The organism is Sporosarcina sp. FSL K6-5500 (assembly GCF_038005665.1).
GTDB lineage: Bacteria > Bacillota > Bacilli > Bacillales_A > Planococcaceae > Sporosarcina > Sporosarcina psychrophila.
Genome location: NZ_JBBOTP010000001.1, coordinates 4,808,316 through 4,835,231, shown reverse-complemented (window position 1 = coordinate 4,835,231; position 26,916 = coordinate 4,808,316). Strand labels below are relative to the sequence as shown.

Genomic DNA, 26,916 nt, shown 5'->3' with positions numbered 1-26,916 from the left:
CTTTTAAATACTCTTAAACTCTTAGGGTATTGCTAGGGGCATTTTGCCCTCTGTAGAGGGGGCAAAATGCACTTCCTCTTGAGCTGATTTTGCATTCGTCGATGGCGCAAGTTGCACCGACTGACATTGCAGCTTTGTATACATTGTTGGTTGTTTTCTGTTGCACTAGCACCCGCGCACTAATTTCATCGATAGAATAAGCCTTCAACGGCTACATCGTAATCCATGAAAGCCTCGCTGAATAAAGCCTTGCCAATGAGTTCACGCAAGACACCTGAATAATAACCTGGAAGATTCCGTACTTTTTTATGTTTCGTTGTTTGAAGCGAAATACGAAGTGCTTGCATGGCTAATTGCTCGAACAGTTCACCTTTGTCTTCATGAATACTAAATTGCAGCATTTGCAGGGACTGTTTCCGATAGACGCCGTAAAAATTACGTGCTAATTTACTTTCTCCGATTGTTGAAGAAAGAAGAGATTTCATCTTGCCAAAAAGTGTAGTAGGCACAATTTCCGGAGGAGACGTTCTTTTAAGGTCTTTAGTATTTATCGCTTTAGAAAGAAAAGCTTCGGTTTGCGGTTTAGCAGGTTCAACCTTACTGGCAGAAGGCTTTTCAACTCTCTCTGGACTGTTCAATTTCGACTGGTCATTAGTAGGTTTAATGACATAAATGTTAGCACCTAGACCGCTCATGACAGGGCGGATATAGTGAATGCGTTCGATGATTTCAAGCTTTTCTAATTTGCGGATTGCGCGTCGTACAGTTGCGTTGGATTTCTTAATGGCCTTTTCAATTGTTTCGTGTTTCAAATGTGCAGCACCGTATTTAACAGAGTAACGACGGATCATATCGAGAACAGCCCGCTCTGTTTGGTTCATAGCGTTCCAGTGCGTGAGTACATGTTGCCTTGTCGCAGCGTCTAAATCGTGTTTGTTTGTGAAGTGTGCGTATTCAGATAGGTAAGTTGTCATAAAGAATATCCCCTTTATTCTTTATATAGAAGAAAAGTAGGGGAAAGGGGACATTTTTTGGGAAAAGATTTTTTTATTTTTTAAAATGCTGGCTAGTGAATGTAAATTTGGTTGGCTGGACTAAAATAAGCAGTCAAAATATAAAAACTTGAATGTAAATAGATTTTTTAAAAGAGTGTCCAACGTACGGGAAAGTCTTATAAGCGCAAAGAAAAGAGGCAACCAAATCGGGGACCGCCCAATGCCTGCGGTAGACTGCCCGAATATTTTTTACGACCGCCCAATCCCAGCTTCGGACCGCCCGAATATGCATAGAAACCGACCAAACCCGAGTAGCCCTACTGAAATTTCCGCTGATAAGAGATGATTTACATTCACTGCATTTTTAATGTAACTAATACATCGTGGATCGCGACGAGTTTTGTTTCGAGCTGGTGCAAAAGATTATAACTTAGGTACCTGTGCGCGGCACTATTCAGTAAATACAATACAATTCTATATAAATACAATGTAAATCAATACCTATGCGGTTTTTCTTTACTATTTGTATAATTACTTGAATGTGTGAGTTGTTCGTCTTTGTGTCTGACACAGGTACCTCTTTTAAGGGTCCTCCATACAGACAATATTCAGCATATAGTTAGGGGTTTTTACATAAAATTTACAATATGAAGGTATTCAATACATAGTTGCCGAATATTTAGTATAAGGAGGTGTTATTATGCCGAGTACAGGTGAAAAGCCAGGTAAAGGTCGCTATTCATGCACTAAATGTTTTACGAAAGTTGTATTAGATGACTCAACTGATACGATGCCACCGTGTGGTAAATGTCATAATACTACATTTAGAAGAGTTTGATTTTGCATCATCTTCAGCCAGACGTGTTGGAGATGATTTTTCACTATACTTAAATAAGAAGTATCCACTAGCGTCGCGGACTTTAGATTTGCATAGTTTACCTATTGCGAGATTCGTCAAATAAAATTAATAAACATAGTATTTCAGAATAGTGAAGGCGGTTATATTGGAAGTAAAAGTATTTTTCTTGGATTTTTTTGAAGTGAAACAAGAAATGTTGGAAAAGTACGCGGCGTTCGATATATCGCTAATCAATGATATTCCTTTATTCATCGATCCTTTTTTGTTATTTAACAGTAAAAAAAAGATTATCAAGAACAACATGAAGGCATTTTAAAGTACTTGATATTTCTAAAAGATAAGTCAGCTGAGCACAAACTGGATAAAGGTTTAATCAGTGCGTGGTACAAATTTCCAGAGTTGAAGCAGAATTGGTTTGGTTATAGCAAGACCGGAAATAATGGAAGGGGACTGGGGAATGATTTTGCAAAGTCATTACATGAAAACTTGCATATGAGAGACGTGCTTACCTTAAACTAAATTAGTCATACGTTTAGGTACCTCCATGCAACGCTATTCAGTAAATACAATGCGATTCGATAATAATACAAAGTAATTCAATACCCTAAGTAGCTGAAATCCTAAAATGAAAGGAAGAATGTTGCGATTGCGTAATCGTACGAAAAAAGAGCAAAAAGTAATAGATGATTTGCTTCGTTTCCTTGTTCTCGTAGCAGGATTCGTAGGGTGGTACACGACGGGAACACTAAAAGGTGCTGGAATTGCGGTTGGTATTGGTCTAGGGGTAATTCTTTTTGTCGCAGTGTGGCGAACGGAGCGCTTCAAAAGCAGAATGGTGCAATCCGGAATTACTGAAATTGATCAAATGACAGGGCGTCAATTTGAAGAATATGTAGGCACACTTTTTACAAGCCAAGGATACAGCACTAAGTATACGCCAATGACTGGGGATTATGGCGCAGAGTTACTATTGAAGAAAGGGGAAGAGACTATCGTTGTCCAAGCAAAGCGTTATAAGCAAACTGTTGGTGTCAAAGCAGTTCAGGAAGTGATTCCAGCGATTAAAATGTATAATGCTACAGCTGCATGGGTGGTTACTAACAGTACATATACGAAACAATCTTTGACGTTAGCTAAACGAAATGATGTTCGGATGATTGATCGTAATGAATTAATACAGATGAGTATTGTAATGAGGGAGAATGGTTCTATGGTATAAGGAACCTGGTACCAAGACAATTAGATTTTTTTTATTACTGGGTATCTCTTATTAGGAGCTTAGAAAACACTATGAATTGGAGGAATACTAATGAGTATTTTTGACGCAATGATGGGAAATGCATCTGAAATTGAAGTAAGCAAAGTAGAGAATGAAATGAAGGATTTACTTGCATCAACCGAAAAAGTGGAACATGCATATAAACTGGTTAGGGATCTGTTGATATTTACGGATAAGCGTCTCATACTTGTAGATAAACAGGGCGTCACGGGAAAAAAGGTTGAGTATCATTCCATTCCGTATAAAAGTGTTGTACATTTCTCGATTGAAACCGCGGGGATCTTCGACCTTGATGCTGAACTGAAAATATGGCTGTCGGGTAGTTCAGCACCCATTCAAAAGAAATTCAATAAATCCTTGAATATTTATAAGGTGCAAAGTGTGCTAGCGGGATATGTTTTGAAATAGTGTTAGGTAGTTGTACGCGAAGCTACTCTGATAATTCCCTACAATTCTATAATAATACAAAGTAAATCAATACCTATGCGGTTTTGCTTTACTTTTTTTATTATCACTTGAATATATGAATGGTTTATCTTTGTGTGCTCCGACGCTCCACCTGGCATTTACCAGGAGAAAAATATTTTGATATGCATGAGTTGCATTTGAATGAGAAGATTACAAAGAAAGAGTTCTTAGAGTGGTATAGAGAATCTCCAAACTATCGACCAGAATTACCTAGTACTAACCGAAGTCATAAGTTTGAATGAGGGGATGATAGTATAAATGGATATAAATAAAGCTGATTATTGGACTATTATAAAGTTTGGAAGTCTTGAATTACTTTTGGAGAAGCTACGAACTGAGGAAAAAAACATTAAAGAAGTAGTAAATTCTATTGATAAAAATGGCATTAGTTTACTTGGGAAATCATTAATCAGTAGAATTTTTGATATAGCTAACTTTTTATTGGATAATAATGCAAAGGTTAATATCATTTCAAATGATGAATGTAATGAATGGCACTATTTAGCAGCAAATATTAATTATACAGGTGCGGTTGAATTGGCTAATAGGCTGGTTGATTTGGGTGTAGATTTGAATTTGAAAGATAAAGCATTTGGTAATTCTGCAATATGGTCTTTAACCCAAGAAGTATTAAAAAAACGAACAAGGGAAGGAAATGATTTAATCGTAAAATGTTTAGAAAAACGGCCGAATATTAATGATCTAAATAATTCTGGATATTCATTAAAGTATTTAATTGAAGAACGTGGAACTGATGATATGAAAAAAGTCATGGAGGTGATTCGTTGAAAAAGAGTAGTGGATTAGGTGATAGCGTTGTATCTAATAATATTTTACGAAATGGTTACAGGCTGCCTGTGCACCACACAATTCAAGCGCAATTCTGATTTGTCCCTTCCGCAAAGAAAATCTGATTGTTGAAACAAACATGAAAGTTTCGTGCACAGGCACCCCCCCTATGCCTGCAGTTAACGGTTGTTTAATTTAAATTTCAGGTACCTATTCAGTAAATACAATGCAATTGCATAATAATACAAAATAAATCAATACCTATGCGGTTTTCCTTTATTTTTTGTATAATTACTTGAATGCGGGAATTGTTCGTCATTGTGTCTGACACAGGTACCTCTTTTTACGTCTATCTGGGGTACCGTCAGGAAAACGCGGATTTACAACGCTAAGCCTATTTTCTTGACGATTTTCCCGTTTTTAACAACGTTAAGAAAGTTTCAGTGGTCTTAAATAATCTAATGAGATCACTTTCTCCGAATTAAAATGGTATTCTCCTAGCAAATTAATATGTTCCCAGCCTAAAGGTGACATATAGAAAATAAATTTCATATAGAGGTGGGATTATATTCCTAAAATTGACAATATTTTAGCGATTCTATGGATGCTTCGTTCAGGTGAAAAAATTACTGCAAAACAAATTTCAGAAAAGTTAGAGATGAATATAAGGACTGTGTATCGTTATATTGATACGATTTCAACAAGTGGCGTACCTATAATTTCAGAACCAGGACATAACGGTGGATACACTTTATTGAACAATTTTATTGAGGCTCCTCTTTTTTTTGATTTTAAGGAGCAAACTTCACTATTTCACGCTGCTGTTTTTGCAGAAGAAGCCGGATATTATGGAGGTGAAGCACTAAATCGGGCCATTTCAAAACTAAGTAAATACTCAAATCAAGAGCAGGAAACAAAGATAAACCAACATTTAACTAGTCTTGAAGTAATAAGTCGATTAAGTTCACTCTCTATTGAACCTTTTTTGAAGGAGTTGGAGCAGGCAGTAGCTGACGGGTACTCAGTAAATATTCTTTACCATAAAAGTGGCGAAAAGCAATTGAATTATAGATTGGTCGATCCGTACAGAATTATCTATTGGAATAATAAATGGTATGTGATTGGATTTTGTCATCTTAGGAATGATATCCGTAGTTTTAGAGTAGATCGAATTGAAAGTCTAATGCTAACCGAAAATAAGTTTAACAGGCCAGAAAATTTTTCAGCACGTGACTTTTTTATAAAAAATCTTCTTCCAACTATAGAAGATAAGGAAGGGATTATTCCTTTGGTTATTAATGGGGATAAAAGTGTATTGGCTGATATTTGCCAACATTGGTTTTTGGGACATTATTTACAAGAACGGACTTCAAATCAAGCAGTTTTTCTTCTTGAAGAAGATGTGATACATACATATGTACCTTATTTGCTTTTACCGTACAATAAATCTATTAAAGTTATTGAGCCAATAAGTCTTAAGAAAAGACTTATTGAAGTTCTGTCGGAATTAATAAAATTTCATCAAATTTGATTACTTCCCTGACGCTAGGTGTCAGGGAAGTAATGTTATAGTTGGATATATCAAATGTGATTGGAGTGTTATTGGATGCAAATAAAAAAAGTTTTTCTATATGTATTTAATACAATGTCGGACTGGGAATATGGATATTTAATTGCTGAACTAAACTCAGGAAGATATTTCAAAAAAGATTTAGCACCTTTAAAAGTAATTACAGTAGGAGCTAATAAAGAAATGATTACTACTATGGGAGGACTGAGCATAAAACCAGATATTTCCCTTGATGAATGTACGCTTGAGAGTAAAAATCTTTTAATTTTACCAGGAGGGACTACTTGGAGTGAAGAAATTCATCAACCTATCTTGGAAAGAATTGGTCAAGCTTTAAAGCTTGGCACTTTTGTTGCTGCAATTTGTGGTGCAACTGAGGGCCTCGCGAATATGGGATACTTAGATACTAGAAAGCATACAAGTAATAACTTAGAATATACTAAAATAGTATGTCCTAACTATAAAGGAGAAAAATTCTACGAGTTGGGATCTGCGGTATCTGATGCGAATTTAGTTACTGCATCAGGAATAGCTCCTCTGGAATTTGCGATGGAGGTACTGAAAAAAATAGATGTATTTGCACCAGATACATTGCATTCATGGTATAACCTAAATAAGACTCATAAACCTGAATACTTGAGAGTGTAAAATATCTTGTGTAAATGAATAAATACAAAAAGGAAGACCTTTTCTTGGTAGAATTAAGTCACCACAACCAATCCTAGAAAAGAGGTCTTCCCTATGACTCAGTTTACAGCAGATATTGTCCAAGCACTAGTCCAAAAACAAGATATTACCGAAGTTTTTCGTTCGCATTTAGAAACAGCGGTAAATGCGCTGCTCGCCACGGAGCTGACGGCTTTTTTAGATTATGAAAAATACGACCGAATCGGTTTTAATTCAGGTAATTCACGTAATGGTTCATATGAAAGAACGCTACACACGGAATATGGTGACCTCCAAATCACAATTCCCCGTGATCGCAACGGCGAGTTTAAACAACAGACAGTCGCACCTTATAAGCGGTCAAATGATACACTTGAATCATTTGTCATTCACATGTTTCAAAAAGGCGTGACCATGTCGGAAATTGCCGATTTAATCGAAAAAATGTATGGCCATCATTACACACGTCAAACAATATCTAATATGACACAGGTAGTGGGTGAACAAGTAGAGGCCTTTACTAAAAGGAAACTCAGTGCGCGCTACGTCTGTGTTTATTTAGACGCAACCTATATTTCTGTTCGACGTGAAACGGTCTCTAAAGAGGCTGTTTATATAGCTGTGGGCATTCGTGAAGATGGATCAAAAGAAGTAATTGCTTACACAATCGCTCCAACAGAATCAGCATTTAATTGGAAAGAGCTCTTACTAGAAACAAAAGAGCGTGGCGTTGAAGAAGTCCTTCTATTCCTTTCAGACGGCTTAACAGGTATGGTTGACACGATTACAAGCGTATTTCCTAAAGCGCAATTCCAAACATGTTTAGTGCATGTGGCGCGCAATATTTCACATAAAGTACGTGTTGAAGACCGTGCTGAGATTTGTGATGACTTCAAAACGGTTTACCGAGCTGATAATCAGGAAGCTGGGCAAGTCGCGTTAGATAATTTCTGTGAAAAGTGGAAAAAATCATACCCAAAGGTGACAAAATCACTCGCTACAAATGACCATCTACTTACCTTCTACAGCTTTCCAAAGTCAATTTGGCGAAGCATATACTCAACGAATTTAATCGAGTCATTTAACAAGCAAATCAAGAAATATACAAAGCGCAAAGAGCAGTTTCCGAACGAAGAAGCACTCGAACGCTTCCTAGTCTCGCAGTTTGAAGAGTACAACCAACGTTTCTCCACACGATGCCATATCGGTTTCGATCAAGCACGCGCAGAGCTGGCTGAGATGTTTGAAGTGAAAGAATAAAAAGTGTGATGATCATTAAGAAGAGGTCCGATTGTCATTTACACATAAATATTGACACTCCCGAATACTTCTTCCAGTTAATGAATTCAATAAATAAATGAAGTAACTGAAAAGCTCAATTTCTCTATTTTGATTTGTAGAGAAGCTGGGCTTTTTAATTTGGAATTTCCTTAATTTTAGGTACCTATTCAGTAAATACAATACAATACAATTCTATAATAATACAAAGTAAATTAATGCCTATGCGATTTTTCTATACTGTTTGTATAATTACTTGAGTGTGCGAATTGTGTGTCTTTGTGGCTGACACAGGTACCTCTTTTAAAGTTAGATTTGCAAAATAGCACTTTAAATTAATGATAAATATCTCTTGAAGTGACAAATGTTAGATTATCAAATAAAATCATTTATCTTATAGTCATGGCTGCCTGTGCACCGCGCAATTCAAACACAATTCCGATTTTTTCTCCATGCAACAAATCCGATTGTTGAAACAAATATGAAAGTTTCGTGCACAGGCACCACATAATTACGCGACATACTGCTGACAAGGTCGTTATCTTTAATGCAGGCCTGGTACGCATATGATGTGTAAACACTTCCTTGATCTGAATGCACAATCACACCTTCAGGGTAATTACGGACAGCCAGCGCCTCCTTTAACGTGTCAATGACGAGGGGCGTCTGTTGATGATCGTATAATTTGTACGCAACAATTTCGTTATTGACTAGATTCATAATGGTCGAAAGATATTTTGTAGTACTGCCATACTGGATATATGTGATGTCTGTCATCCACTTCTTGTTCGGTTCACTAGCTGTGAAATTACGTTTAAGAAGATTAGGGGCAATTATGATACTTTCACCTTGGGATTTCCACTTCCGTTTTGGCTTGATACGACACTGTAAGTTATGTTTTTGCATGAGGTTCTGAACTGTATTGCGATTCAACTCTATGTCATAGTTCTGCTTCAACATAGCCTTTATTTTTCGATGACCATTCCGATACCTAGTGCTTTTACACAGTTCCATAATGGCTTCCTCTTCTACTGAAAGCGACTTATCGATACCTTGAAGACGCCATCTATAATAGTTCGCTCGTGGTACTCCTAACGCGGACAAGATGGCTGTAATCGTATACTTCTTTTTAAGTTTCTCGACAATCTGTAGAACTATTTCCTGTTTAACTCCCTTTCGATCTCCATGTACTTTTTTAGAATTTCATTTTCCATCTTCAAATGAGATAGTTGACGTTCCCGCTTGTCGTCTTCACTGGCTAACTCAGGACCGTGACCAAAAGTATATTGTTTACCGATTGGCTGATCAAATCGATAAATTTCATTCGCGCGGTACCATTTCATCCAAGTCTTAATCTGTGAATCATTTTTAATTCCGTACTTCTCCATAATCTCCTTGTTCGTCAATTCACCACTTAATTTTTCTTTAACAACAGCCCATTTAACTTCGCTTGAATATACGTTTTTGCCCATGCAATAACACCTCCGATGTAAGTACATTTTACAAGTGTCCACTCCGAAGGTGTTTTATATTGTCTCAATAATTTAGGTTAGTCCATTCGTCATTTACGGACGTGTTTCCTTTTTTTCTTTCATTAGTGGTATAATCTATCTTTTTTTCCTATTTATGAATACTATGCAACGCTAGTGCCTTTTTAAGCTATCTTGAAAGTTTTCGATTTCTTCTACAGAACAGGTGAACCGGATTCCGCTTAACTGGGATTCGGTTTTTATTATATTCTATTGCGATAAGAATAATTGGGAATCGATATACTGGAGGTAAATTCACCTAAAAGTTTATTTTGGAGATATATCGTTATTCTTATTAATATTCGCTATAATGTAATACGTAAGGATTACTTTCTTGTACTTAGTAGTAAATTTTACTTATATTCATTTATTTTTTATTGGGTATTCAGGATGGACATAGAGTGTCCATCTGGGTAGGTATTATTGTAGAAGTAAAGAGGTAAAGAAGTTAAACAGTTTCACATAGAATGTAGGGGATGAATATCGGTACACAAAACGATCAAGTTATTCGTGTTTTATCAATGTACGAGCGTCTTTGTTGTGGGCATTCTATATCCAAGAGGGATGAAGCTGGAGTATTTCAAGTGAATGAAAAGACTATTCAAAGAGATATCGAAAAAATTCGCAGGTTTCTTGAAACTTCAAAAATGAACGAGTACTTGGAATATGATCGTGAAGACAACGTATATCGATTGGATAGGATAAATGGTTCCGCTATACATAAAGAAGAAATACTTGCGATAATAAAGGTGCTCCTTGAATCACGTGCATTCCTTAAAGAAGAAATGTTTGAAGTTCTTACGAAACTTACACGAATGGCAGATCCTGCTGAACGTAAATTCATAACGGTCTTCCTGCAGAATGAAAAGCATTTATATGAAGAATTACAATATGATCAATCTCTTCTTACTTTACATTGGAAGCTGGCAAAGGCAGTCCATAGGAAACAGCTGATTAAGCTTCAGTATAAGCGGGAGAACGACGAAAAAGCTGCAGAACGATTATTGAAACCTGTAGGATTGTTATTTTCGGAGTTTTATTTTTATATGATTGCTTATCAGACAAGTCAGGATTTCGATTTCCCGACCATTTATCGTCTTGATCGTATAAAAGAGTGTACAGTCATTAATTCCCACTTTAAATTACCATATAGCGAACGTTTCCAAGAAGGAGAATTCCGAAAAAGGGTTCAGTTTATGCATACTGGAGAATTGATGACCATCAGATTCCGTTTTACAGGATTTTCACCTCAAGCTGTTTTGGATAGATTGCCGACAGCTAAAGTCTTATCGAAGAGTGGAAAGGCTGTTGTTTTCGAAGCGGAAGTATACGGCAAGGGAATAAAAATGTGGCTATTAAGTCAGGGGGATAGTGTTGAAGTTTTACATCCCGAAGAATTCAGACTTGAAATGACTGAAATGGTGAACAAAATGGCAAATAATTATCATTAAATGTTTTTAGGAGAGAAATCCACATGTGCAAATTAAACGGAAATGAGCAAATTCAGTATAACTTATGCACGTTATTCAGTGAAAAGCATCCCATAGTGAAAGAGGATTACATAACAAAATATTATTATTTTACTCTTTTGCATGCAGTTCTTGAACAGAATGTTGAATTTGTACCATATTTATCGGCATCGATGAAAGTGTACAAGCATCGCTTCGGTATTTCAGACGAAGATTATGCAAAAGTAGTTGAAGAAAGCAGTATAAAGAGCGTGAAAGACGTTTTGGTGAAGTTGAAAGCCATTCGGAAGAATTATTATTCCTTCACGCGTTGGAGATTGTATAAAAGAAACTATAAGTATGTTTTTATCACTCATATCATGCTCATCAATAAAAATATCGGAGGCACAAGTTTTTTCGAGGAAATCAAGACCTATTTGAAAGTTAAAGAAGAAATATTCGACGTGATTCTATCATTCATTGAAAACCTGAACAAAGAAGATTTGGCAAGCGCAAAGAAGTCGTTAGAAGAACACGGTGAATTGCGTGATCTTACGTACTTTTCAGATGAGATATGCGCAAAGAAGGCAACAGCTGATATTGCTAAGACTCCAATTCTTGTAGTAGCGACAATGAGTGCAGGTAAGTCTACTTTCATCAACAGTATTATTGGTGAGGATTTGCTTCCAAGTAAAAATGAGGCATGCACCGCGAAATCGATAGCATTGACGAGCCGTCACGAATTGCCATTTTACATAGGCTTTAAAACAGGGTCTACAACTACATTTGATAGCTTTATCGATAAAAATCATCTGATTGCGTGGAATGAAGATGAGAAAGCTGGAAGTATTCACATTGAAGGTCGCTTTAACAGCTTCTTACCATTGAATGCTCCTATGACAATCATCGATACGCCTGGACCGAATAATTCAATGGACAGGCAACATTCGGATGTGACATTCGAGTTGCTGAATGCCAACAAGGACAGTCATATCTATTACGTATTGAATGCTGCTAACTTGGGGACGGATGATGATCGTTTATTGCTGAGCAAAGTATTGAAGGGGATTCCAGAAAAACAGTGGGGAAACCGCATTACCTATATCCTGAACCGGATGGATGAAATCGATATGGAAGCGGATGAGTCGATACAAGGCGTCATCGAGTCGGCGGGAAATTATCTAGCTTCTTTGGGGATAAGAGACGCAACAATCATTCCATATTCATCTAGAGCTGCTTTTCTGCTTCAAAAAGCACTGGGAGACGGTGAATTCACAAGAAAAGAAAAGTTGAATGTAAACTATTATGCAGATGTATACCAAGATGAAGCATATTCACTGAAAATACTTGCTACGCGTCAGAGTTCTATGCTAATCGATATTGGAGCAGTGGAAGTGGGACAAGATAAAGAACCACTCAAGCAGGCGCTGGAAAACAGTGGATACTATGCCGTCATCCATAGCTTACAAGAAGTGGCCGATAACAATCAGCAAATTGACTTGAAGGAGAACATAGCCAAATGACAACGATACATATTACCTATAATCCATTTACAGTGGAGACAGCCATTATTTACGATGAAAACAATCTTGTAGAGACAGGGGTATTGAGCCAGTTCAAGAATGAACGTTTTCAAGTGTGGGTGGAACAAATCATTCCGATCCTTATGGATGACATACTGAATGAAGATACATTTACGATCGTATTCCAAGGTACTACACCCGATTTTGAAGATCTGGAAGAGGTGTGCCGTCATTTCAATGAAACAAAGGGAACCCACATAAGCCTTGAGCATATTCAAGCGAAAGAAACAGAGGACAAAATCAAAGAACTATCAAAAATTGTTAAGCATATGCAGAGTGGCCCATTTGAAGCGCTGAAGGATGAAAGAATTCAGAAGGACTTTGAGAAAGCCGTCAACTCCGAGTTTGAAATTGGTGTCATAGCTACGATGAGCTCTGGTAAATCCACGCTGATTAATGCCATGTTAGGTGTGGAACTGATGCCTTCCAAAAACGAAGCGTGTACGGCAGTTATCGCCCAGATAAAAAATGAAAAAGATCGTGAAGGTTTTATCGGAGCTTGTTACGATCGCTTTGGCAATGAAATCATTGGCGAAACGCAGATTACAGATGAAGACATGCAACGCTTCAATGAAAATGAAGAAGTATCGACGATTAAAATTACAGGGAACATCCCGGGAATCGAATCGTATGATATGAATCTTGTATTAGTCGACACACCAGGACCTAATAATTCAATGAACTCCGCCCATCGGGATCACACATACCGTGTCATCAAGAACGATTCAAAGCCGATGGTTCTGTACGTATTGAACGGTACAAACCTAAGTACAGATGATGACAACACATTACTTACTGCGGTTGCCGACCAAATGCGTGTAGGTGGTAAGCAGTCCAAGGACCGTTTCATATTTGCGGTAAATAAAGTCGATCAATTTGATCCGGACAACGGGGAAGACGTCGGGGAAATTCTTGAAAACGTGAAAGAATATCTGGCAAAACACGGTATTAAAAACCCTAATATATTCCCGGTATCGGCAGAAGTGGCGAAAGTGATTAGGATGCAACAGAATGGTCTTGAATTGACTAGAAAACAAAAGAGTACTTTTAATGACTCGGTATTCTTTGCAGAAGAACCGAAACTGCACTTGAACCAATATAGCCCGATTAGCAGAAGCGCGAAAAACCATATCCAAGCGTCGATTTCAAATGCCAAAGCCGAGGGAGATGCCCATACCGAAGCGCTTTATCACAGTGGCTTACCGGCTATTGAAGTTGCCATAAATGAATATTTGGAAAAGTATGCACTTACTTCAAAAATATCGAACGCAATTACAACGTTCCAAAAAATCATTGAAGACCAACAGATGGTTCAAAGCTTGATGGAAGAGTTGGAACGGAACAAAGAAGAACGTCAAAACATGCATGAGCAGATGACCCGGATCGAGAAGATTCTAGCAGACGGGAAGAAGGCATTTATATTAAAAGAGAAAATTCAACAACTGGATATCGATATAACAGATGATATTGAGCGGGTTCAAGGGAAAATCCAACAGGAACTCACTTCCATTTCAAATGTCTTCAACGATTCGAAAATCTCGAAGAATGAAGCGAATAGCAAGATCACTAAGAGCAGGAAGAAAATCGACGCCTTGCAAAGTGATGTGTTGACTGATTTGGAAAAGATTACAGCAGAGTACATGACGACAAGCGCTGAGAAGTTGGTTGCAGAGTACAAATCCTATGTCAAAGAAATAGTCGATCAGACAGGCATGGACTCAATGAAGTTCGATCAAGTGAAGCTGTTGACTGCATCATTGCCGGGAGTTGATGAACTCGTATCACAACATACGTTTTCTAAAGAAGAGGTAGTAGGAACGAGAACAGTATATAACGACAGTAAGAAATGGTACAAGCCATGGACTTGGACTCAATCCAAATCATATGAAGAGGATGAGTATGGAATTGTAGAATATGTCGATGGCATCAAGCTCAGAAATGAGTTTATAAGCCCTGTCAAGCAGTCACTGGATGACAATATACACAATGCCCTTGAACATCTTGAGGAACAAAAAACCATGTTGCGCGACCGATTCGTCCAGGAGCTGGATATATTGGATGGTAAGTTAAGTGAAAAAGTAGCTGAAATCAAAGAGCTCGCCAAAGGTGAACAATTCTTAGCACAACAAATCAAAATCAATGAAGAAAAGAAAAGTTGGTTAAACGATCTAGTAGCACAATTGGATAGAATCCTAGAAATATAAACTAGTAAAATGGAGGTTTTTCATATGCAATTCACACCAGATCAGATTTTGAAAGAAGCAATATCCAATCATAACTTGCGTCATATTAGGAGTGCTATATCTAGCTATATGGTAAGTGACCCGGCAGATACAAGAGGTGAAATACGCCCGGCGGTTCAGTATGTTGAACAAAATGGGATTGCTGATCTTTGGCAACAACATGATGACCGTCCATTCAAAGAGAGGGCAGACTGGGATGAAGCATATTTTGGTCTCCTGCAAGCCCAACTGATGACGAACTTTTCAGAGAAGCGTTTCCAACATACGCTTGAAGTCGGAAAGAACGTACATGGTAAAGCTGTGCCGCTGAGTCAACAACCATTCACACATACAGAACCTGACGATAGAAAAAATGTAAAACAGGGTAATGACTTGGGAAAGTTAACGCCGATACTAATCGGCGGAATCGGACTGTTGGCAGTAGCGGCAATAATCGTCATCTTGATGAACAAAAAATAAGCAGGCTTAAAAAGCAACAAGCGGTAGATTACCAGATGAACTTAATGCAAACTACGAAAAAATAGATGGGATGAGATGTTCATGCAACAATTGGATATAAGGAAACAAGAGGAACTCCAGCAAGCGTATGTATTATCCAATGAATTTGTGGAGAAAAATTATCTGAGTGAACTGGCTAAATGCAATGTAGCCACAATGCCGAAAGAAATTCAGGCGTTCAGCACTCAGAACAATGTGCGCCTGTTCAAAGTCAATAAGCTCGTCTACGATAAAAACGAAAATAACTTGGACAAACTGGCGACAGTCTTCAACACAATTGGCAATATGGACAGCACGCTCTTATTCATGATTGATAGCGACGGCGATCATACAGACCTTTATGTTGGGATTCGTTCAAGAACGAGTGACCAATTTGCAAACCCAGCAAAAGAGGCACTTGAAAAAAGTTTTGCGGGGAATTTCCCCGGAAGCGAAATCAGGAGTCTGCGCAACACGGAAATTGAAAATGTGATTGATAAGATATTCACGTCTGATTTGACCTCAACAGAGAAAGTCATTTCATCCGTTTCGGGCATCCCTTCTTTAAAAGATGAAGACAAAACGAAATTTGTCCAAGGGATTGAGAAACTGATTGACGCAATGAGAGGAGAAAAGTTTTCAGCCGTATTTGTCGCAGATTCAGTGAACTATCAGCAGATATCCACAATCCGTCAAGGGTACGAAAAACTGTATTCTCAACTCGTTCCATTTCAATCATCCGAACTTAGTTTTGGCGAGAGTGATAGCCAAACTGTAACAGAGGGAATTACTAAAGGATTTACCCATACAGTCAACGAAAGTCTGTCAGACACGCATAATTATACTCAAGGCCAATCTGATACGACTACGACAGGCACGAACAATTCTACTTCAAGAAGTCCTGGAATGGGACTGACTGCAGGAGCTGCTATAGCTGGAATGGCATTGCTGGCAGTGAACCCGATAGCGGCTGTAGGTGTAGCTGTCGCAGGTGGAACAATCGGTGGTTTGATTGGTAATAAAACCAAAGGCGAAAACAAAAGTGAAGCGGTTTCGACAAACTCATCGACTTCAACGGGTAGCTCGACAACAAAAGGAAATTCCGACTCCACTTCAACGACTGAAAACGACTCTGAAGCGAATACGACTGGCCAAACGAGAAGTTTGTCCATGAAATTTGAAAACAAATCTGTATCGAATCTGTTGGAAAAGATTGATGAACAATTGGTTCGATTAAGGGGATCCGAAGACTTCGGAATGTGGAATTCGGCTACTTATTTCCTGTCTGAAAATCCACAGACCGCGCGTGTGGCAGCAAGTAATTATAAAGCGATTATGCGTGGAGAAAATTCATCGGTCGAGCATTCATTCATCAATACATGGGATCACCAGAACAAAAAGAATCTTCTTGAAGTCGGCAATTATTTGAAGAAGCTTCATCATCCATTGATTGATTATAAAACCGAATTCGATTCGGGATTACCTTTTGTATCACCGGGCTCATTGATCAGTGGAAAAGAACTTGCTATCCAATTTGGACTTCCTCAAAAATCAATTAGTGGGGTACCTGTAGTTGAAACAGCGGAATTCGGTCGGAATGTGATGACTTACGATATGGACGATGCGCATAAAAAGAGCTTGAAACTAGGACGAGTTTTCCATATGGGGAAACCGGAAAACACAGCAGTCCATCTGGATTTGGAAAGTTTGGCAATGCATACGTTCATCACAGGTTCAACAGGTGCAGGGAAATCAAATGCCGTCTATAAAATCCTAGCTGAAGCAAATAACAAAGGCGTCAAGTTCTTAGTCATCGAACCCGCAAAGGGAGAATATAAACAAGTATTTGGCGGTCGGTCAGACGTCCATGTCTTTGGAACGAACTCGAAGTATGCGCCGTTGTTCAAAATCAACCCGTTCAGGTTCCATGAAGAGATTCATGTGCTTGAACATATTGACCGCGTCGTCGAGATCTTCAATGCTTGTTGGCCGATGTATGCAGCAATGCCTGCGGTGTTGAAAGATTCCATTGAACGTACTTATGAGCATGTTGGATGGGATTTGGATAACTCCATTCATATCGAGGAAGAACCAATTTTCCCGACATTACATGACTTGCTAAGAATTCTTCCGATTGTCATTAATGAATCCGCTTATTCAGAGGAACTGAAAAGTAATTATGTTGGCGCACTGGTAACGAGGGTCAAATCACTGACAAACGGATTGGTAGGAAAGCTATTCTCAGATGATGAGACGCCAAACCATCATTTATTCGATGAGAATTGTCTTATCGATCTCAGTCGGATTGGCTCATCGGAAACGAAGTCATTACTGATGGGGATTCTATTCATGCGACTGCAAGAGCATAGAATGGCCGAGTTACTCGGCATGAATCAAAAGCTCAAGCATATTACCGTTTTGGAGGAAGCTCACCATTTATTGCGCCGTACGTCAAGCGAGCAATCCCAAGAAGGATCGAATCTTCAGGGGAAATCTGTGGAAATGATCACAAATGCGATTGCTGAAATGCGTACGTATGGGGAAGGCTTCATCATCGCCGATCAATCGCCTAATCTATTGGATTTCTCTGCAATACGTAATACGAATACAAAAATAATCCTTCGTTTACCCGACGGTTCAGACCGTGAAGATGTCGGTGCATCAGCGAGTTTGAATGAAGACCAGATCAATGAAATTCCAAAGCTAAGAACAGGTGTCGCAGTGATCTATCAGAACAACTGGTTGCAACCGATACTCTGTGCCATCGATGAGCATGAAGGAGCGCAAGGCTATATTCACGAATATAATGCGGCCGAATCATTCATCGAGCGGAAAGAAAAAATGGGGTTACTGATGCAAATCCTATTAGTCGGAAGGGTTACAGAAGAGAAAAAAGTGGATGATTTAGTGAAGGAAGCTGACGTATTGAAGCAGTGGCTGACGGCGCTACCAATCAATCGACAGTTGAAAAAGGAACTGCTAGTGGAGTTGTATCAGTTCGAACAGACGAAAAAGATTACGTACTGGGAGCAGGATCAATTCCATGAATTGTCATCTGTCATTTCACAACTTTTGGACGGTGAAAAATTTATCAACTATGCAAAGGACTCGAAAGACTTCGAGATCTATAACGAAAAAATCGGCTCAGCGATCGAGAGATTCGTTACAATCGACAATCCTGAACTCGCGCGTGCAATGACACAAAGCATCTTGTATTTACACTCTATCGAACGGCCTGGCTTCAAAGAATTTTACTTCAATTGGGTAGAGGACAGCAGGAAGAAGGTTCGGTTCATATGATAGAGGTTTTAATGAAGGAAACTGTTGAAATGCCGAAGCAAGATTTAGTGAAAGGTAGCGGGGATGTTCCGAACTTTGCATTTGATATGGAATCCGAAACAATCGTATCTTACGAAGAAGCGAATCTTCCAATCTATAAAGAGATGCATCTAACTGAAAACGTGGATATTCAGGAAGTAACCAAAGGCTTGACTGAGGAGCAAAAGATTCAAATTAAAGAAACGAGCGGCTATTCGGATGAAGTTATTGAGCATATTAGCAGTTGGGAAGAATACGAAGTGTATCGTGATGCAGGTTTAAAAGAAGTTGAAGTGAACGGTCGCCCTTGTCTAGTCCGGGATATTGACATGGATCACGTTGATCCGAAAACGGGGATGACAAATAAGGAACTGATGGAAAAAGGACTGTCACCAGTTGATGCAAAGACAGGTGAAAAAATCGAGTTGCATCATATCGGCCAAGAAGCTGATTCACCGTTTGCAGAGCTGACTGCTGATAGTGAGCATGGAAAAGAGTATAAAACATTGCACACGAAAGAAACAGAGAGCTGGAGAAATGATAGTTCATTAAATAATCAGTACAATAATGTGGAGCGACCAAACCATTGGAAGAGTCGCGCAGCTGAGGAGGCAGGCGTATGAGTTCAGTCAATCGATTTGTTGAAGAACATGCAGCAGATATTGTAGCAAGTCTGAAACTTCCGAGCGTAGATACGATTCGTGAAGCGGAAGAAGCACTAGGTTTTTCATTCGGCCAACAATTGAAATTCTATTTGAAGAATCACGGTTTCCTCATCTATAAATTTGTAGAATTGTACGGATTGAATGAAAACCAGAAGATGTATTCAGATCTCGTCGTGCGTACACAGAAGGCACGGGAAAATTATGGCGGACTAAACGATGTGGTCATCATTGAAAGTATGGATGGCGGAAATTACATCGTATGTGATGGACAGGATAACATGCATGAGTATCTCCCGATGAATGAACAAAAGTTGACGTCACTTGGATTGTCGTTTGAAGATTATGTCGTTAACCGGTTCAACGAAATTGCCTAATAATCTATAGCTTAGTGATGGCTGCCTGTGCACCACACAATTCAAACACAACTCTGGGTTGTTCCTTCCATGAAACTGTGATGGCTAAACAAATCCGATCGTTGAAACAAACATGAAAGTTTCGTGTACAGGCACCCCACACTAGCGTTGCATAGTATTCATAAATAGTAAAAAAAGATAGATTATACCACTAATGAAACAAAAAAAGGAAACACGTCCGTAAATGACGAATTGTTTCTTTTTTTTATACATTAGAATTTTTTCTTAAAAATGCTCTTTAGTAATTGGGTTTACAATCGCGAAATCTTCTCCAAAACGGATTTCTATTAGTTTGGAATCCGGCAATCTTTGCTTTCCTTTGCTTTTCTTTAACCGACGTTTACAGGTAGTTAAAAGTTGGCTGATAGGATTGAACATATAGAGACGAAATACCCTCAAAAACGCGCATACTGACTTTTTCGGATGTTGGCTGCCTGTGCACCGCGCAATTCAAACACAATTCGGATTTTTCTCCATGAAACAAATCCGATTGTTGAAACAAAAATGAAAGTTTGGTGCACAGGCACACACCACTTGGCTGGGGGATGGATGTTTAGAAATACATATGAATGATTTAGGCCCTGGTGTTCAGAAATGGATGCTGGGTTTTTGAAAATTTATAATAGACGCTGGCACGCCTGGTAAATTGCATAAAATGTAACCTGAAATCCAATACTAGCTATCATTGACGGCTTCGTATTGAATTGTTATACATACACTGCGCATAGGAACCGTCACAATATTGGTAAATCAGAAAAGGGTGACGTCATGCCAATCATCAGACATGAAATTTCAATCCACGCTCCCATCCAAGTTTGTTTCGATTTTGCAAGAACTGTTGAAGTTCATGCGGGGAAAACGTTGCTGACGAAACAAATAGCCATTGAAGGAATTACGTTTGGATTGATGGAGCGTGGCGATTTCGTTACTTGGGAAACGGCCCATTTAGGGTTGAAACAAAAATTAACGTCTCAAGTCATTGAAATGGTGAAGCCATACAGATTCACCGATGCCATGGTTCATGGAGCCTTTCATTCTTTTACACATAGACATGAATTCATTGAAAGGGGCACAGAAACAATCATGATAGATACTTTCTCATATAAATCCCCTTTTGGCATTTTAGGAAAAGTAGCTAATCATTTATTTTTGGAAAAGTATATGAGCCATTTTATTGCCCGCCATGCTCAAAAGGTGAAAAGGGTTGCTGAAGCGACGAAATACTAATAGATCTTAATTTTAGGTATCTATTCAGTAAATACAACTCAATTCAATAATAATACAAAGTGATTCAATACCTATGTGATTTTTCTGTGCTTTTAGTATAATTACTTTAAAATATGAATTGTTCGTCTTCTTAAAGTGCTAGATTCCAAAGGCAATCTGCTGAACCTGATTAAAAACCGATTTGATTTGCCTGCGGATGGAATCGCGGAACTGTACAAATCCCGCTGGGCCATAGAACTATTTTTCAAATGGATGAAGCAGCATTTGACTATCAAAAAGTTCTATGGACAAAGTCAGGAAAACGAACATAATCAAGTCTATCTCGCCATGATCGTGAATTGTTTAAATGTTTTAGCGCAGCTACAGACCAAAAGTAAACGAACCTATTTACAGATCAGTCGATATCTAAAAGGAGCTTTATGGAAGTTGTCGCATACTTGGATCAGAAAAATCCAAGGAAAAAGCGTGCCCTAACAGCACTAAGTTGTCTTAGATGTTGGCTGCCTGTGCACCGCGCAATTCAAACGCAATTCCGATTTTTCTCCATGAAACAAATCCGATTGTTGAAACAAACATGAAAGTTTCGTGCACAGGCACACACCACTAATTCAACCGAATAAAAATAAGAGGTTAGACAAGCTGATGGGGTTCTCGATCAATTTATTCGGGGTCATGCTGCTTTCGAGTCTTGTCTATTCTTCATGGAAGATGGAAATGTTCCTATCTCAAACTACAATGATGAAATTGACATTGGTGATGCTCGTGATAGTCACTGTTTATTTGAACGTTGTCTTTATCCGGGCAGAAATTTCATACAAGAAGAAACGTGGCAATCAGCGAATTGTGTAACAACCAAACAAAATCTATTTTGAAAAACGCAAAGAAGAGAAGAAAAGGTTACGGCGGGGTGATGTTAGAATCGTATTAGGAGCATCTTCTGATAATGACGATAATTGACAATAACTGAATATTGAGTGACAATTAAAATAATATTGTGTATTAAATTAATAGTAATATCAAATTCAATAATCGGGCCAATTTTAGAAAGGATAACAAAAGGAATGAGCATATGGCTGACTTAATATCAACAATAGGGTCATTTACACAGGGAGTATGGGTAATTACTTCATTATTACCGTTATTAGTGTTTTTAATTTTAGAGTTATTTCGTTCATTAACGCTTTCACAAACAGAAACTATTAAAAAGTTCGTAGACACTATTGATCATAAAAAAATAAATGGGTTTATTGTTACTAGTGCCGATATAAAAGTTTTGAAGGAGGAATTCGAGAAAAAGGGCATACAATATTTTAGCTTGTCTATTCGTCAAGCAGTTGGCTTTGCGGTAGCGCACAAAAAAGCTGAAATTAGCAAAGTAGAGGTGGACATAGAGTACATTGATAGATTAACAGGTCTACAGTTCGAAAAGTTATTATGTGATATCTTTAAAGAGAAGGGTTATAAAGCAATAATGACAAAGGCTTCTGGCGATCAAGGCGTAGACCTGATTATATATAATGGAGAGCGTAAAATTGCTGTTCAATGCAAAAGGTATAAGGAATCTTATAAAGTAGGCAATACCGCAATTCAAGAAGTTATAACCGGTAAATTATTTTATGACTGTACAGAAGCATGGGTTATATCAACATCGACATATACATCAAATGCCATCAAACTTGCTAGTAAAGTAGGAGTGAAGTTGATTGATCGAAATGGCTTAATTGCGTTAATTAAAGGAAGTGGGTATATTTTATGACTAGGCAATTTTTATTTAAGTGATGTTGTGATAGTTTTGGAGGGATGAAGATTATGATTAGACAGGAATTGTTTACAGAAATAAAATTAATTGGCGTAGAATCCGGCATTATTTCTATTAACTATGCGTCTTCTGGCTTTATACCATGTATTATAATAGACTTTAATGATGAAGATACTGGTGTCGGATGTTTACTAGATTCAATTATGCTAGGTGAGTTTAGTTCTATTAAAGAATCATATTTCATAGGAGAATTTGATTTAAACCGCATTAAAAATAGTGAAGACATAGAAGTAGTAAAGAAACAACTTATCGATCAGGGGAAGAAAATTGAGCCTGAGTTAGTGGCCAAAGCAAAAGAGTTTGCAAAAAAAATTAGAGAACGAGCTAGCATTTCCGTTAAGGTCGTTCCAAGAATACAAGGAAAACCTTATGTATATACAGAGTTCGATCGTAATATGTGGCATGCTGGGCAGGTTTTAGAAGGTATTGATGATGATTTTTAATACATTAGCTTTTACGTTATTGGAGGAAATTGTTTCGTAGGGATAAGGTTTTAAAACATTTTTGTTGTCTTCTTAGATGATACATTTATTAGTTGTTTAATTTTACAAAACACGTTTCATTCAACCCATGTAAGCGTAAAATAACGCCCATCACAAACGGGTGGGCGTTATTTTACGCTTATCAACCAATGAGTGAAACGTGTTATTTTTATTGCCTTTTATGAAAGGGGAAAAGTCCAAAGCTTATTTTCAAAACTAGAGTTTGTGGAAATAAGCTGCATATCTATCCGGAATGTTGAAGCCTGGGTGATGGTTGCCTGTGCACCGCGCAATTCAAACACAATTCGGATTTATTTCATGAAACAAACATGAAAGTTTCGTGCACACCCCACTAATATATACTTGATAATTGTCGTGAAAACACGTATGCTTACTTAGAGCCGATATCATATATAAACGAAAAGTGGACATTTTCGTTTATATTATCGAAAAAATCCCCTTTACCTTTATGGTTGAGGGGATTTTTCTTTTTGTATGTTGGCTGCCTGTGCACCACGCAATTCAAGCGCAATTCTGATTTGTTCCTTCCGTAAAGCAAATCTGATTGTTGAAACAAACATGAAAGTTTCGTGCACAGGCACACACCCCTATAGAGGAAATTATATAAAAAAGCATAATGATATGGGAGAAGTAATTTACCGGGATAAAAATGACCAGCGAAGATTGACACCGTATGAACGAGGTTATCGTCAACGTATCATTGAAAAGCTGAAACATGCGGACAGTCAATATTTCCAATTGTTAAACGCCGCAAGAATAAAATACGCTTGGTGTATGACCGTTAATAAAGCGATGGCCTATGTTTTTGATCGTGTTTACTTTAATACGTTGCGTGGAGAAAATGTCGGAATAACGAATGCAAGTTACTACAAATGGCTTTATACTGGGATTTCAATAGGTGACAGTCAAGTGGCGTTAGTAAACTGGCATCCGATTTCACCGTTTCTAAAAACAATTTTTACCGCAGCTGAAGTTGAAGGGCACACCGGAAATTGGGTTGAAAGTATTTCGGAAAACAAAGATAAAATGATGACGCTGTCAAATGGGACAAAGCAATCCGGAGAAGAAATTACAAAGTTTCTTTCAGATAAATTAGCAGATGTAGGCGGTAAAATTGTGAACGTCGTTTCTAAACAGTATTCAGAAATGGTAACAGTGAATAGTAATGGCGAAGATATCCAATTGCTTTTTTATTATAATAAACGTGGAGAAGTCAAGTTCCCTAGTTTACAAAAGGGAAATAACGAAGAATTTCAACAGATTTCTGACGTTTTAAGAACTGAATTGAATCGTATTCCTGGTGAGGTCGGTGAACGGAAAGGGTTGTTTGTAGAGCTCAGGGAACTGCTTTGTCAACAAGAGATTGACATGAGTTTGATATCGTTCACTGAATGGGAAGCAGTTCTTCAGTTTTCGAAGCGTGAGGACAAAGTAAGGGTGCAAGTTTGGCAAAATAATAAGGGGCTAGTTTCAAATTTTAAGTATTCCGAAGGGAAATTATCATTGTTTAATGAAGTTGTTGAGAGAATCAAAAAAATATATAACATAGGGTAAAGGTGATGCAATTGTATACAGAAAAAGAGTTAAGAAGTGACTTGTTTGAAATTTGTCAAACGTATTTTGTGAAGTATAAATTGCTTGAAAATTATGTTTGGAATCGCATTGATTTGAAGACTTTTACTGAAGAACTCGAAGATCAAAAGGATGAGCTGGAAATAGAAGATATTATAAATCAAGTGAATGAAATCTTACAAAAAATCCAACAAAATGGTGGGAGGTTCGCACCGGACCCAACGAGAGAAGCGAGTAAATTGAGAAAAGAAGGGAAGCTATCAGAGGCTTATAATCTTATTGGGCCTTACCTTCAAAACAACCCACATGATAAAGACGCTATTAGTAGTTTTGGTTGGGTCATGTATTCTTTCTTGAAAAGTACTGAAAAAGATATCGATTTGTATTGTAATAATTTATCGCTTTTTAATCAACAGGCAACGATTGATTTCAATTCAAATGATAAGTTTGTGAATATGTTGAAAAATTCTTATTTATGGTCTATTCGAAGAGTAGCATTAGTAAATGAGATGTATGCAAATAGAGTGTTTGAGCATTTTATGCAGTTATGCGGAGAGAAAAGAAATATTTTTGCAAAGTTTCGAACTGTTGGAAATCAAGCAGATCCCGCACGTTTATTGTTTAATGATTTTTTAAGGTTGTTAAATACCGAGAACTATTTTATAATGATACATTTCTTTGGTTTTAATTGGTTTACTTCATTCGATTATGCGCCATCGAGTTTTACGAATAATGAAGATGAGCGAATTGAACAAAGGCCTTTCGCAGAGCGTGTTCTTAATTTCCATGCAAAAAAATTAAACAATGCAGAGAAAGTATATGAGGAGGATATTAGGTATTGTCTTTCGGTTTTAGTGAAAGAGATTTCAAAAAATCCTACATATGAGTGGTTGCCGTATTATAAGATAAAACTCCTTATAAAAACTAATCAAAATAAAGAAGCGTTAGAAGAATTAAGCGTTTTCGTTCGAAAGAAAAGTAGAGAATTTTGGATTTGGGATTTATTGAGCGAGATCGTGCCAGCTGAAGAAAAATTTGCATATCGATGTAAAGGTTTATTATGTAAGGCAATGCCAGAAGCGCTTGTTAATTTGCAGGAGAAAAGCATACCAAGTTTACTGAAAAGAGAATTATTTTCAAATGCCAAGTTTGAATTGGATGCTTGCATTGAAATTAGGAATAAAAAGGGTTGGCCAATTTCAACTCAGTTAATTAATTGGAGAAATGAAGCATGGTATGTAAATGCACAATCGATAAAAGATAGGAGGAATTTAAACATATACGCTAAAGAAGCTGAAAAAATATTGTATAAAACAATCCCTGAAACAGATATTTTCGTCACGTATATGAATGAAGAAAAAGGGGTTATTAACTTTTTGTTTTTAAATAGTAGTAAAATGATTAGAGAAGGTTATTTTTATATGGATTCGATTGATGAGAATATTGATTGGCAACTGAATGGAACCTATAAATTGATAATGGATGAAGATTCGATGCCTGGAAATCTATATCGGGTTTACGAGGCAAAGATTGGTGATCCAACGTTTGTGAGCAATTTTAGACGCTCAAATAACGGAATACTTCAAAAGCTAGATAGAAATACTTTTGCTTTTGTAAATGATGTCTTTATTTCTACTTCGCTCGTTGAGAAACATCAACTTACTGATGTTGATTATATAGAATATACGGAAAAAAGAAGTTTTAATAAAAAGAAAAACACATGGAGCTGGGCAGTCGAAACGATTCAATCGGTTTCTAAAGTGTAAGGTACCTATCATGTAATTAGATAGTACTAAAATGAAAAAAACATTTTTTTCTGGGTATAGAAAAAGTACCAATCACAGAACTTCCAATATACAATCCCCACCAAAAAGGAGGAGCTGAAAACAATGGTTACACTATCATTTAATCATATTCAGTGGAGGAACGGGAGTCATTGGAATTGTTAAATGCGAGAAGATAAGGCGGAAAATATTGTATTGTAGCGATTGATGCAGCAAAGTTTGTGAATACAGCGATGGTTTGAAATTTTAAGTACCTGTGCGCGGAACTATTCAGTAAATACAACACAATTCTATAATAATATATAGTAAATCTCTACCTATCCGATTTTTCATTATTTTTTGTATAATTACACGAAATTGTAAATTGTTCGTCTTTGTGTTTGACACAGGTACCTCTCTCTTTAGAGAAAAGACAAGAGTTATGTAGGGCG

Annotated in this window: 26 protein-coding genes and 1 pseudogene; 23 read left to right on the top strand and 4 right to left on the bottom strand. The window is 37.6% G+C overall.

The genetic code is table 11. The annotated features are described in order from the left end of the window. Nucleotides 1-185: 185 nt before the first annotated feature. Nucleotides 186-974: a helix-turn-helix domain-containing protein gene (locus tag MKX62_RS23310; protein ID WP_340742486.1), complete on the bottom strand. Its 789-nt coding sequence runs from the start codon at nucleotides 972-974 to the stop codon at nucleotides 186-188. A 721-nt stretch (nucleotides 975-1,695) separates the two neighbouring features. Here MKX62_RS23310 and MKX62_RS23305 point away from each other — a divergent pair. The 9 genes from MKX62_RS23305 to MKX62_RS23265 all read left to right on the top strand — a co-directional run bounded on the left by MKX62_RS23305 (nucleotide 1,696) and on the right by MKX62_RS23265 (nucleotide 7,886). After that, the gene (locus MKX62_RS23305) at nucleotides 1,696-1,833 is read left to right on the top strand and encodes a zinc ribbon-containing protein (RefSeq protein ID WP_340742485.1); all 138 of its coding nucleotides are present in this window, start codon (nucleotides 1,696-1,698) and stop codon (nucleotides 1,831-1,833) included. A 166-nt stretch (nucleotides 1,834-1,999) separates the two neighbouring features. Continuing rightward, nucleotides 2,000-2,170, top strand: coding sequence for a hypothetical protein (locus MKX62_RS23300; protein WP_340742484.1), 171 nt, complete (start codon nucleotides 2,000-2,002; stop codon nucleotides 2,168-2,170). A 330-nt stretch (nucleotides 2,171-2,500) separates the two neighbouring features. After that, on the top strand, nucleotides 2,501-3,073 hold the full coding sequence (locus tag MKX62_RS23295) for a restriction endonuclease (RefSeq protein WP_340742483.1): 573 nt from the start codon (nucleotides 2,501-2,503) through the stop codon (nucleotides 3,071-3,073). A 90-nt stretch (nucleotides 3,074-3,163) separates the two neighbouring features. Next, complete coding sequence (locus MKX62_RS23290) at nucleotides 3,164-3,541, top strand: PH domain-containing protein (RefSeq protein WP_340742482.1); 378 nt, start codon at nucleotides 3,164-3,166, stop codon at nucleotides 3,539-3,541. A 119-nt stretch (nucleotides 3,542-3,660) separates the two neighbouring features. Further along, nucleotides 3,661-3,843, top strand: a complete 183-nt coding sequence (locus MKX62_RS23285) for a GH-E family nuclease (protein ID WP_340742481.1) — start codon at nucleotides 3,661-3,663, stop codon at nucleotides 3,841-3,843. A 16-nt stretch (nucleotides 3,844-3,859) separates the two neighbouring features. After that, on the top strand, nucleotides 3,860-4,390 hold the full coding sequence (locus MKX62_RS23280; RefSeq protein WP_340742480.1) for an ankyrin repeat domain-containing protein: 531 nt from the start codon (nucleotides 3,860-3,862) through the stop codon (nucleotides 4,388-4,390). Nucleotides 4,391-4,958: 568 nt separating this feature from the next. Continuing rightward, the gene (locus MKX62_RS23275; RefSeq protein ID WP_340742628.1) at nucleotides 4,959-5,921 is read left to right on the top strand and encodes a helix-turn-helix transcriptional regulator; all 963 of its coding nucleotides are present in this window, start codon (nucleotides 4,959-4,961) and stop codon (nucleotides 5,919-5,921) included. Between the two features lie 75 nt (nucleotides 5,922-5,996). Further along, on the top strand, nucleotides 5,997-6,608 hold the full coding sequence (locus MKX62_RS23270) for a type 1 glutamine amidotransferase family protein (protein ID WP_340742479.1): 612 nt from the start codon (nucleotides 5,997-5,999) through the stop codon (nucleotides 6,606-6,608). Nucleotides 6,609-6,701: 93 nt separating this feature from the next. Beyond that, nucleotides 6,702-7,886: an IS256 family transposase gene (locus MKX62_RS23265; RefSeq protein ID WP_340741403.1), complete on the top strand. Its 1,185-nt coding sequence runs from the start codon at nucleotides 6,702-6,704 to the stop codon at nucleotides 7,884-7,886. A gap of 444 nt (nucleotides 7,887-8,330) precedes the next feature. Here MKX62_RS23265 and MKX62_RS23260 read toward each other — a convergent pair whose 3' ends face one another. Next, nucleotides 8,331-9,020, bottom strand: a complete 690-nt coding sequence (locus MKX62_RS23260) for an IS3 family transposase (RefSeq protein WP_340742627.1) — start codon at nucleotides 9,018-9,020, stop codon at nucleotides 8,331-8,333. A 38-nt stretch (nucleotides 9,021-9,058) separates the two neighbouring features. Then, on the bottom strand, nucleotides 9,059-9,376 hold the full coding sequence (locus MKX62_RS23255; protein WP_340742478.1) for a helix-turn-helix domain-containing protein: 318 nt from the start codon (nucleotides 9,374-9,376) through the stop codon (nucleotides 9,059-9,061). A gap of 533 nt (nucleotides 9,377-9,909) precedes the next feature. On the opposite strand from MKX62_RS23255, the gene MKX62_RS23250 reads away from it, so the two are divergent. The 12 genes and pseudogenes from MKX62_RS23250 (at nucleotide 9,910) to MKX62_RS23195 (ending at nucleotide 23,069) form a co-directional block, all read left to right on the top strand. Beyond that, on the top strand, nucleotides 9,910-10,884 hold the full coding sequence (locus MKX62_RS23250) for a helix-turn-helix transcriptional regulator (protein WP_340742477.1): 975 nt from the start codon (nucleotides 9,910-9,912) through the stop codon (nucleotides 10,882-10,884). A gap of 23 nt (nucleotides 10,885-10,907) precedes the next feature. Then, nucleotides 10,908-12,404 carry a dynamin family protein gene (locus MKX62_RS23245; RefSeq protein ID WP_340742476.1) on the top strand — a complete coding sequence of 499 codons (1,497 nt, stop codon included), beginning with the start codon at nucleotides 10,908-10,910 and terminating at the stop codon, nucleotides 12,402-12,404. Continuing rightward, entirely contained in the window at nucleotides 12,401-14,668 is a 2,268-nt protein-coding gene (locus MKX62_RS23240; RefSeq protein ID WP_340742475.1) for a dynamin family protein, read from the top strand. The genes MKX62_RS23245 and MKX62_RS23240 overlap by 4 nt, the downstream gene beginning before the upstream one ends. Before the next feature lie 24 nt (nucleotides 14,669-14,692). Further along, nucleotides 14,693-15,166: a hypothetical protein gene (locus MKX62_RS23235; RefSeq protein ID WP_340742474.1), complete on the top strand. Its 474-nt coding sequence runs from the start codon at nucleotides 14,693-14,695 to the stop codon at nucleotides 15,164-15,166. A gap of 81 nt (nucleotides 15,167-15,247) precedes the next feature. Continuing rightward, nucleotides 15,248-18,484: an ATP-binding protein gene (locus MKX62_RS23230; protein ID WP_340742473.1), complete on the top strand. Its 3,237-nt coding sequence runs from the start codon at nucleotides 15,248-15,250 to the stop codon at nucleotides 18,482-18,484. Further along, nucleotides 18,481-19,125 carry an HNH/ENDO VII family nuclease gene (locus tag MKX62_RS23225; protein WP_340742472.1) on the top strand — a complete coding sequence of 215 codons (645 nt, stop codon included), beginning with the start codon at nucleotides 18,481-18,483 and terminating at the stop codon, nucleotides 19,123-19,125. The genes MKX62_RS23230 and MKX62_RS23225 overlap by 4 nt, the downstream gene beginning before the upstream one ends. Then, on the top strand, nucleotides 19,122-19,541 hold the full coding sequence (locus MKX62_RS23220) for an SMI1/KNR4 family protein (protein ID WP_340742471.1): 420 nt from the start codon (nucleotides 19,122-19,124) through the stop codon (nucleotides 19,539-19,541). The genes MKX62_RS23225 and MKX62_RS23220 overlap by 4 nt, the downstream gene beginning before the upstream one ends. An 807-nt stretch (nucleotides 19,542-20,348) precedes the next feature. Beyond that, nucleotides 20,349-20,807 (top strand): SRPBCC family protein, encoded by a 459-nt coding sequence (locus tag MKX62_RS23215; RefSeq protein ID WP_340742470.1) that lies wholly within the window; start codon nucleotides 20,349-20,351, stop codon nucleotides 20,805-20,807. A gap of 123 nt (nucleotides 20,808-20,930) precedes the next feature. Further along, nucleotides 20,931-21,281, top strand: a pseudogene (locus MKX62_RS23210) (transposase); the annotation flags it as partial. A 168-nt stretch (nucleotides 21,282-21,449) separates the two neighbouring features. Further along, nucleotides 21,450-21,656: a hypothetical protein gene (locus MKX62_RS23205; protein WP_340742469.1), complete on the top strand. Its 207-nt coding sequence runs from the start codon at nucleotides 21,450-21,452 to the stop codon at nucleotides 21,654-21,656. 220 nt (nucleotides 21,657-21,876) lie between these two features. Next, nucleotides 21,877-22,563 carry a restriction endonuclease gene (locus tag MKX62_RS23200; protein WP_340742468.1) on the top strand — a complete coding sequence of 229 codons (687 nt, stop codon included), beginning with the start codon at nucleotides 21,877-21,879 and terminating at the stop codon, nucleotides 22,561-22,563. A 53-nt stretch (nucleotides 22,564-22,616) separates the two neighbouring features. Then, the gene (locus MKX62_RS23195; protein WP_340742467.1) at nucleotides 22,617-23,069 is read left to right on the top strand and encodes a hypothetical protein; all 453 of its coding nucleotides are present in this window, start codon (nucleotides 22,617-22,619) and stop codon (nucleotides 23,067-23,069) included. A 506-nt stretch (nucleotides 23,070-23,575) separates the two neighbouring features. On the opposite strand, the gene MKX62_RS23190 is transcribed toward MKX62_RS23195, so the two are convergent. Beyond that, nucleotides 23,576-23,704 (bottom strand): hypothetical protein, encoded by a 129-nt coding sequence (locus tag MKX62_RS23190; RefSeq protein ID WP_340742466.1) that lies wholly within the window; start codon nucleotides 23,702-23,704, stop codon nucleotides 23,576-23,578. 46 nt (nucleotides 23,705-23,750) lie between these two features. Here MKX62_RS23190 and MKX62_RS23185 point away from each other — a divergent pair, with 46 nt between their 5' ends. Both MKX62_RS23185 and MKX62_RS23180 read left to right on the top strand, forming a co-directional pair. Then, complete coding sequence (locus tag MKX62_RS23185) at nucleotides 23,751-24,683, top strand: hypothetical protein (protein WP_340742465.1); 933 nt, start codon at nucleotides 23,751-23,753, stop codon at nucleotides 24,681-24,683. A gap of 11 nt (nucleotides 24,684-24,694) precedes the next feature. Next, entirely contained in the window at nucleotides 24,695-26,467 is a 1,773-nt protein-coding gene (locus MKX62_RS23180) for a DUF7017 domain-containing protein (RefSeq protein ID WP_340742464.1), read from the top strand. Nucleotides 26,468-26,916 lie beyond the last annotated feature (449 nt).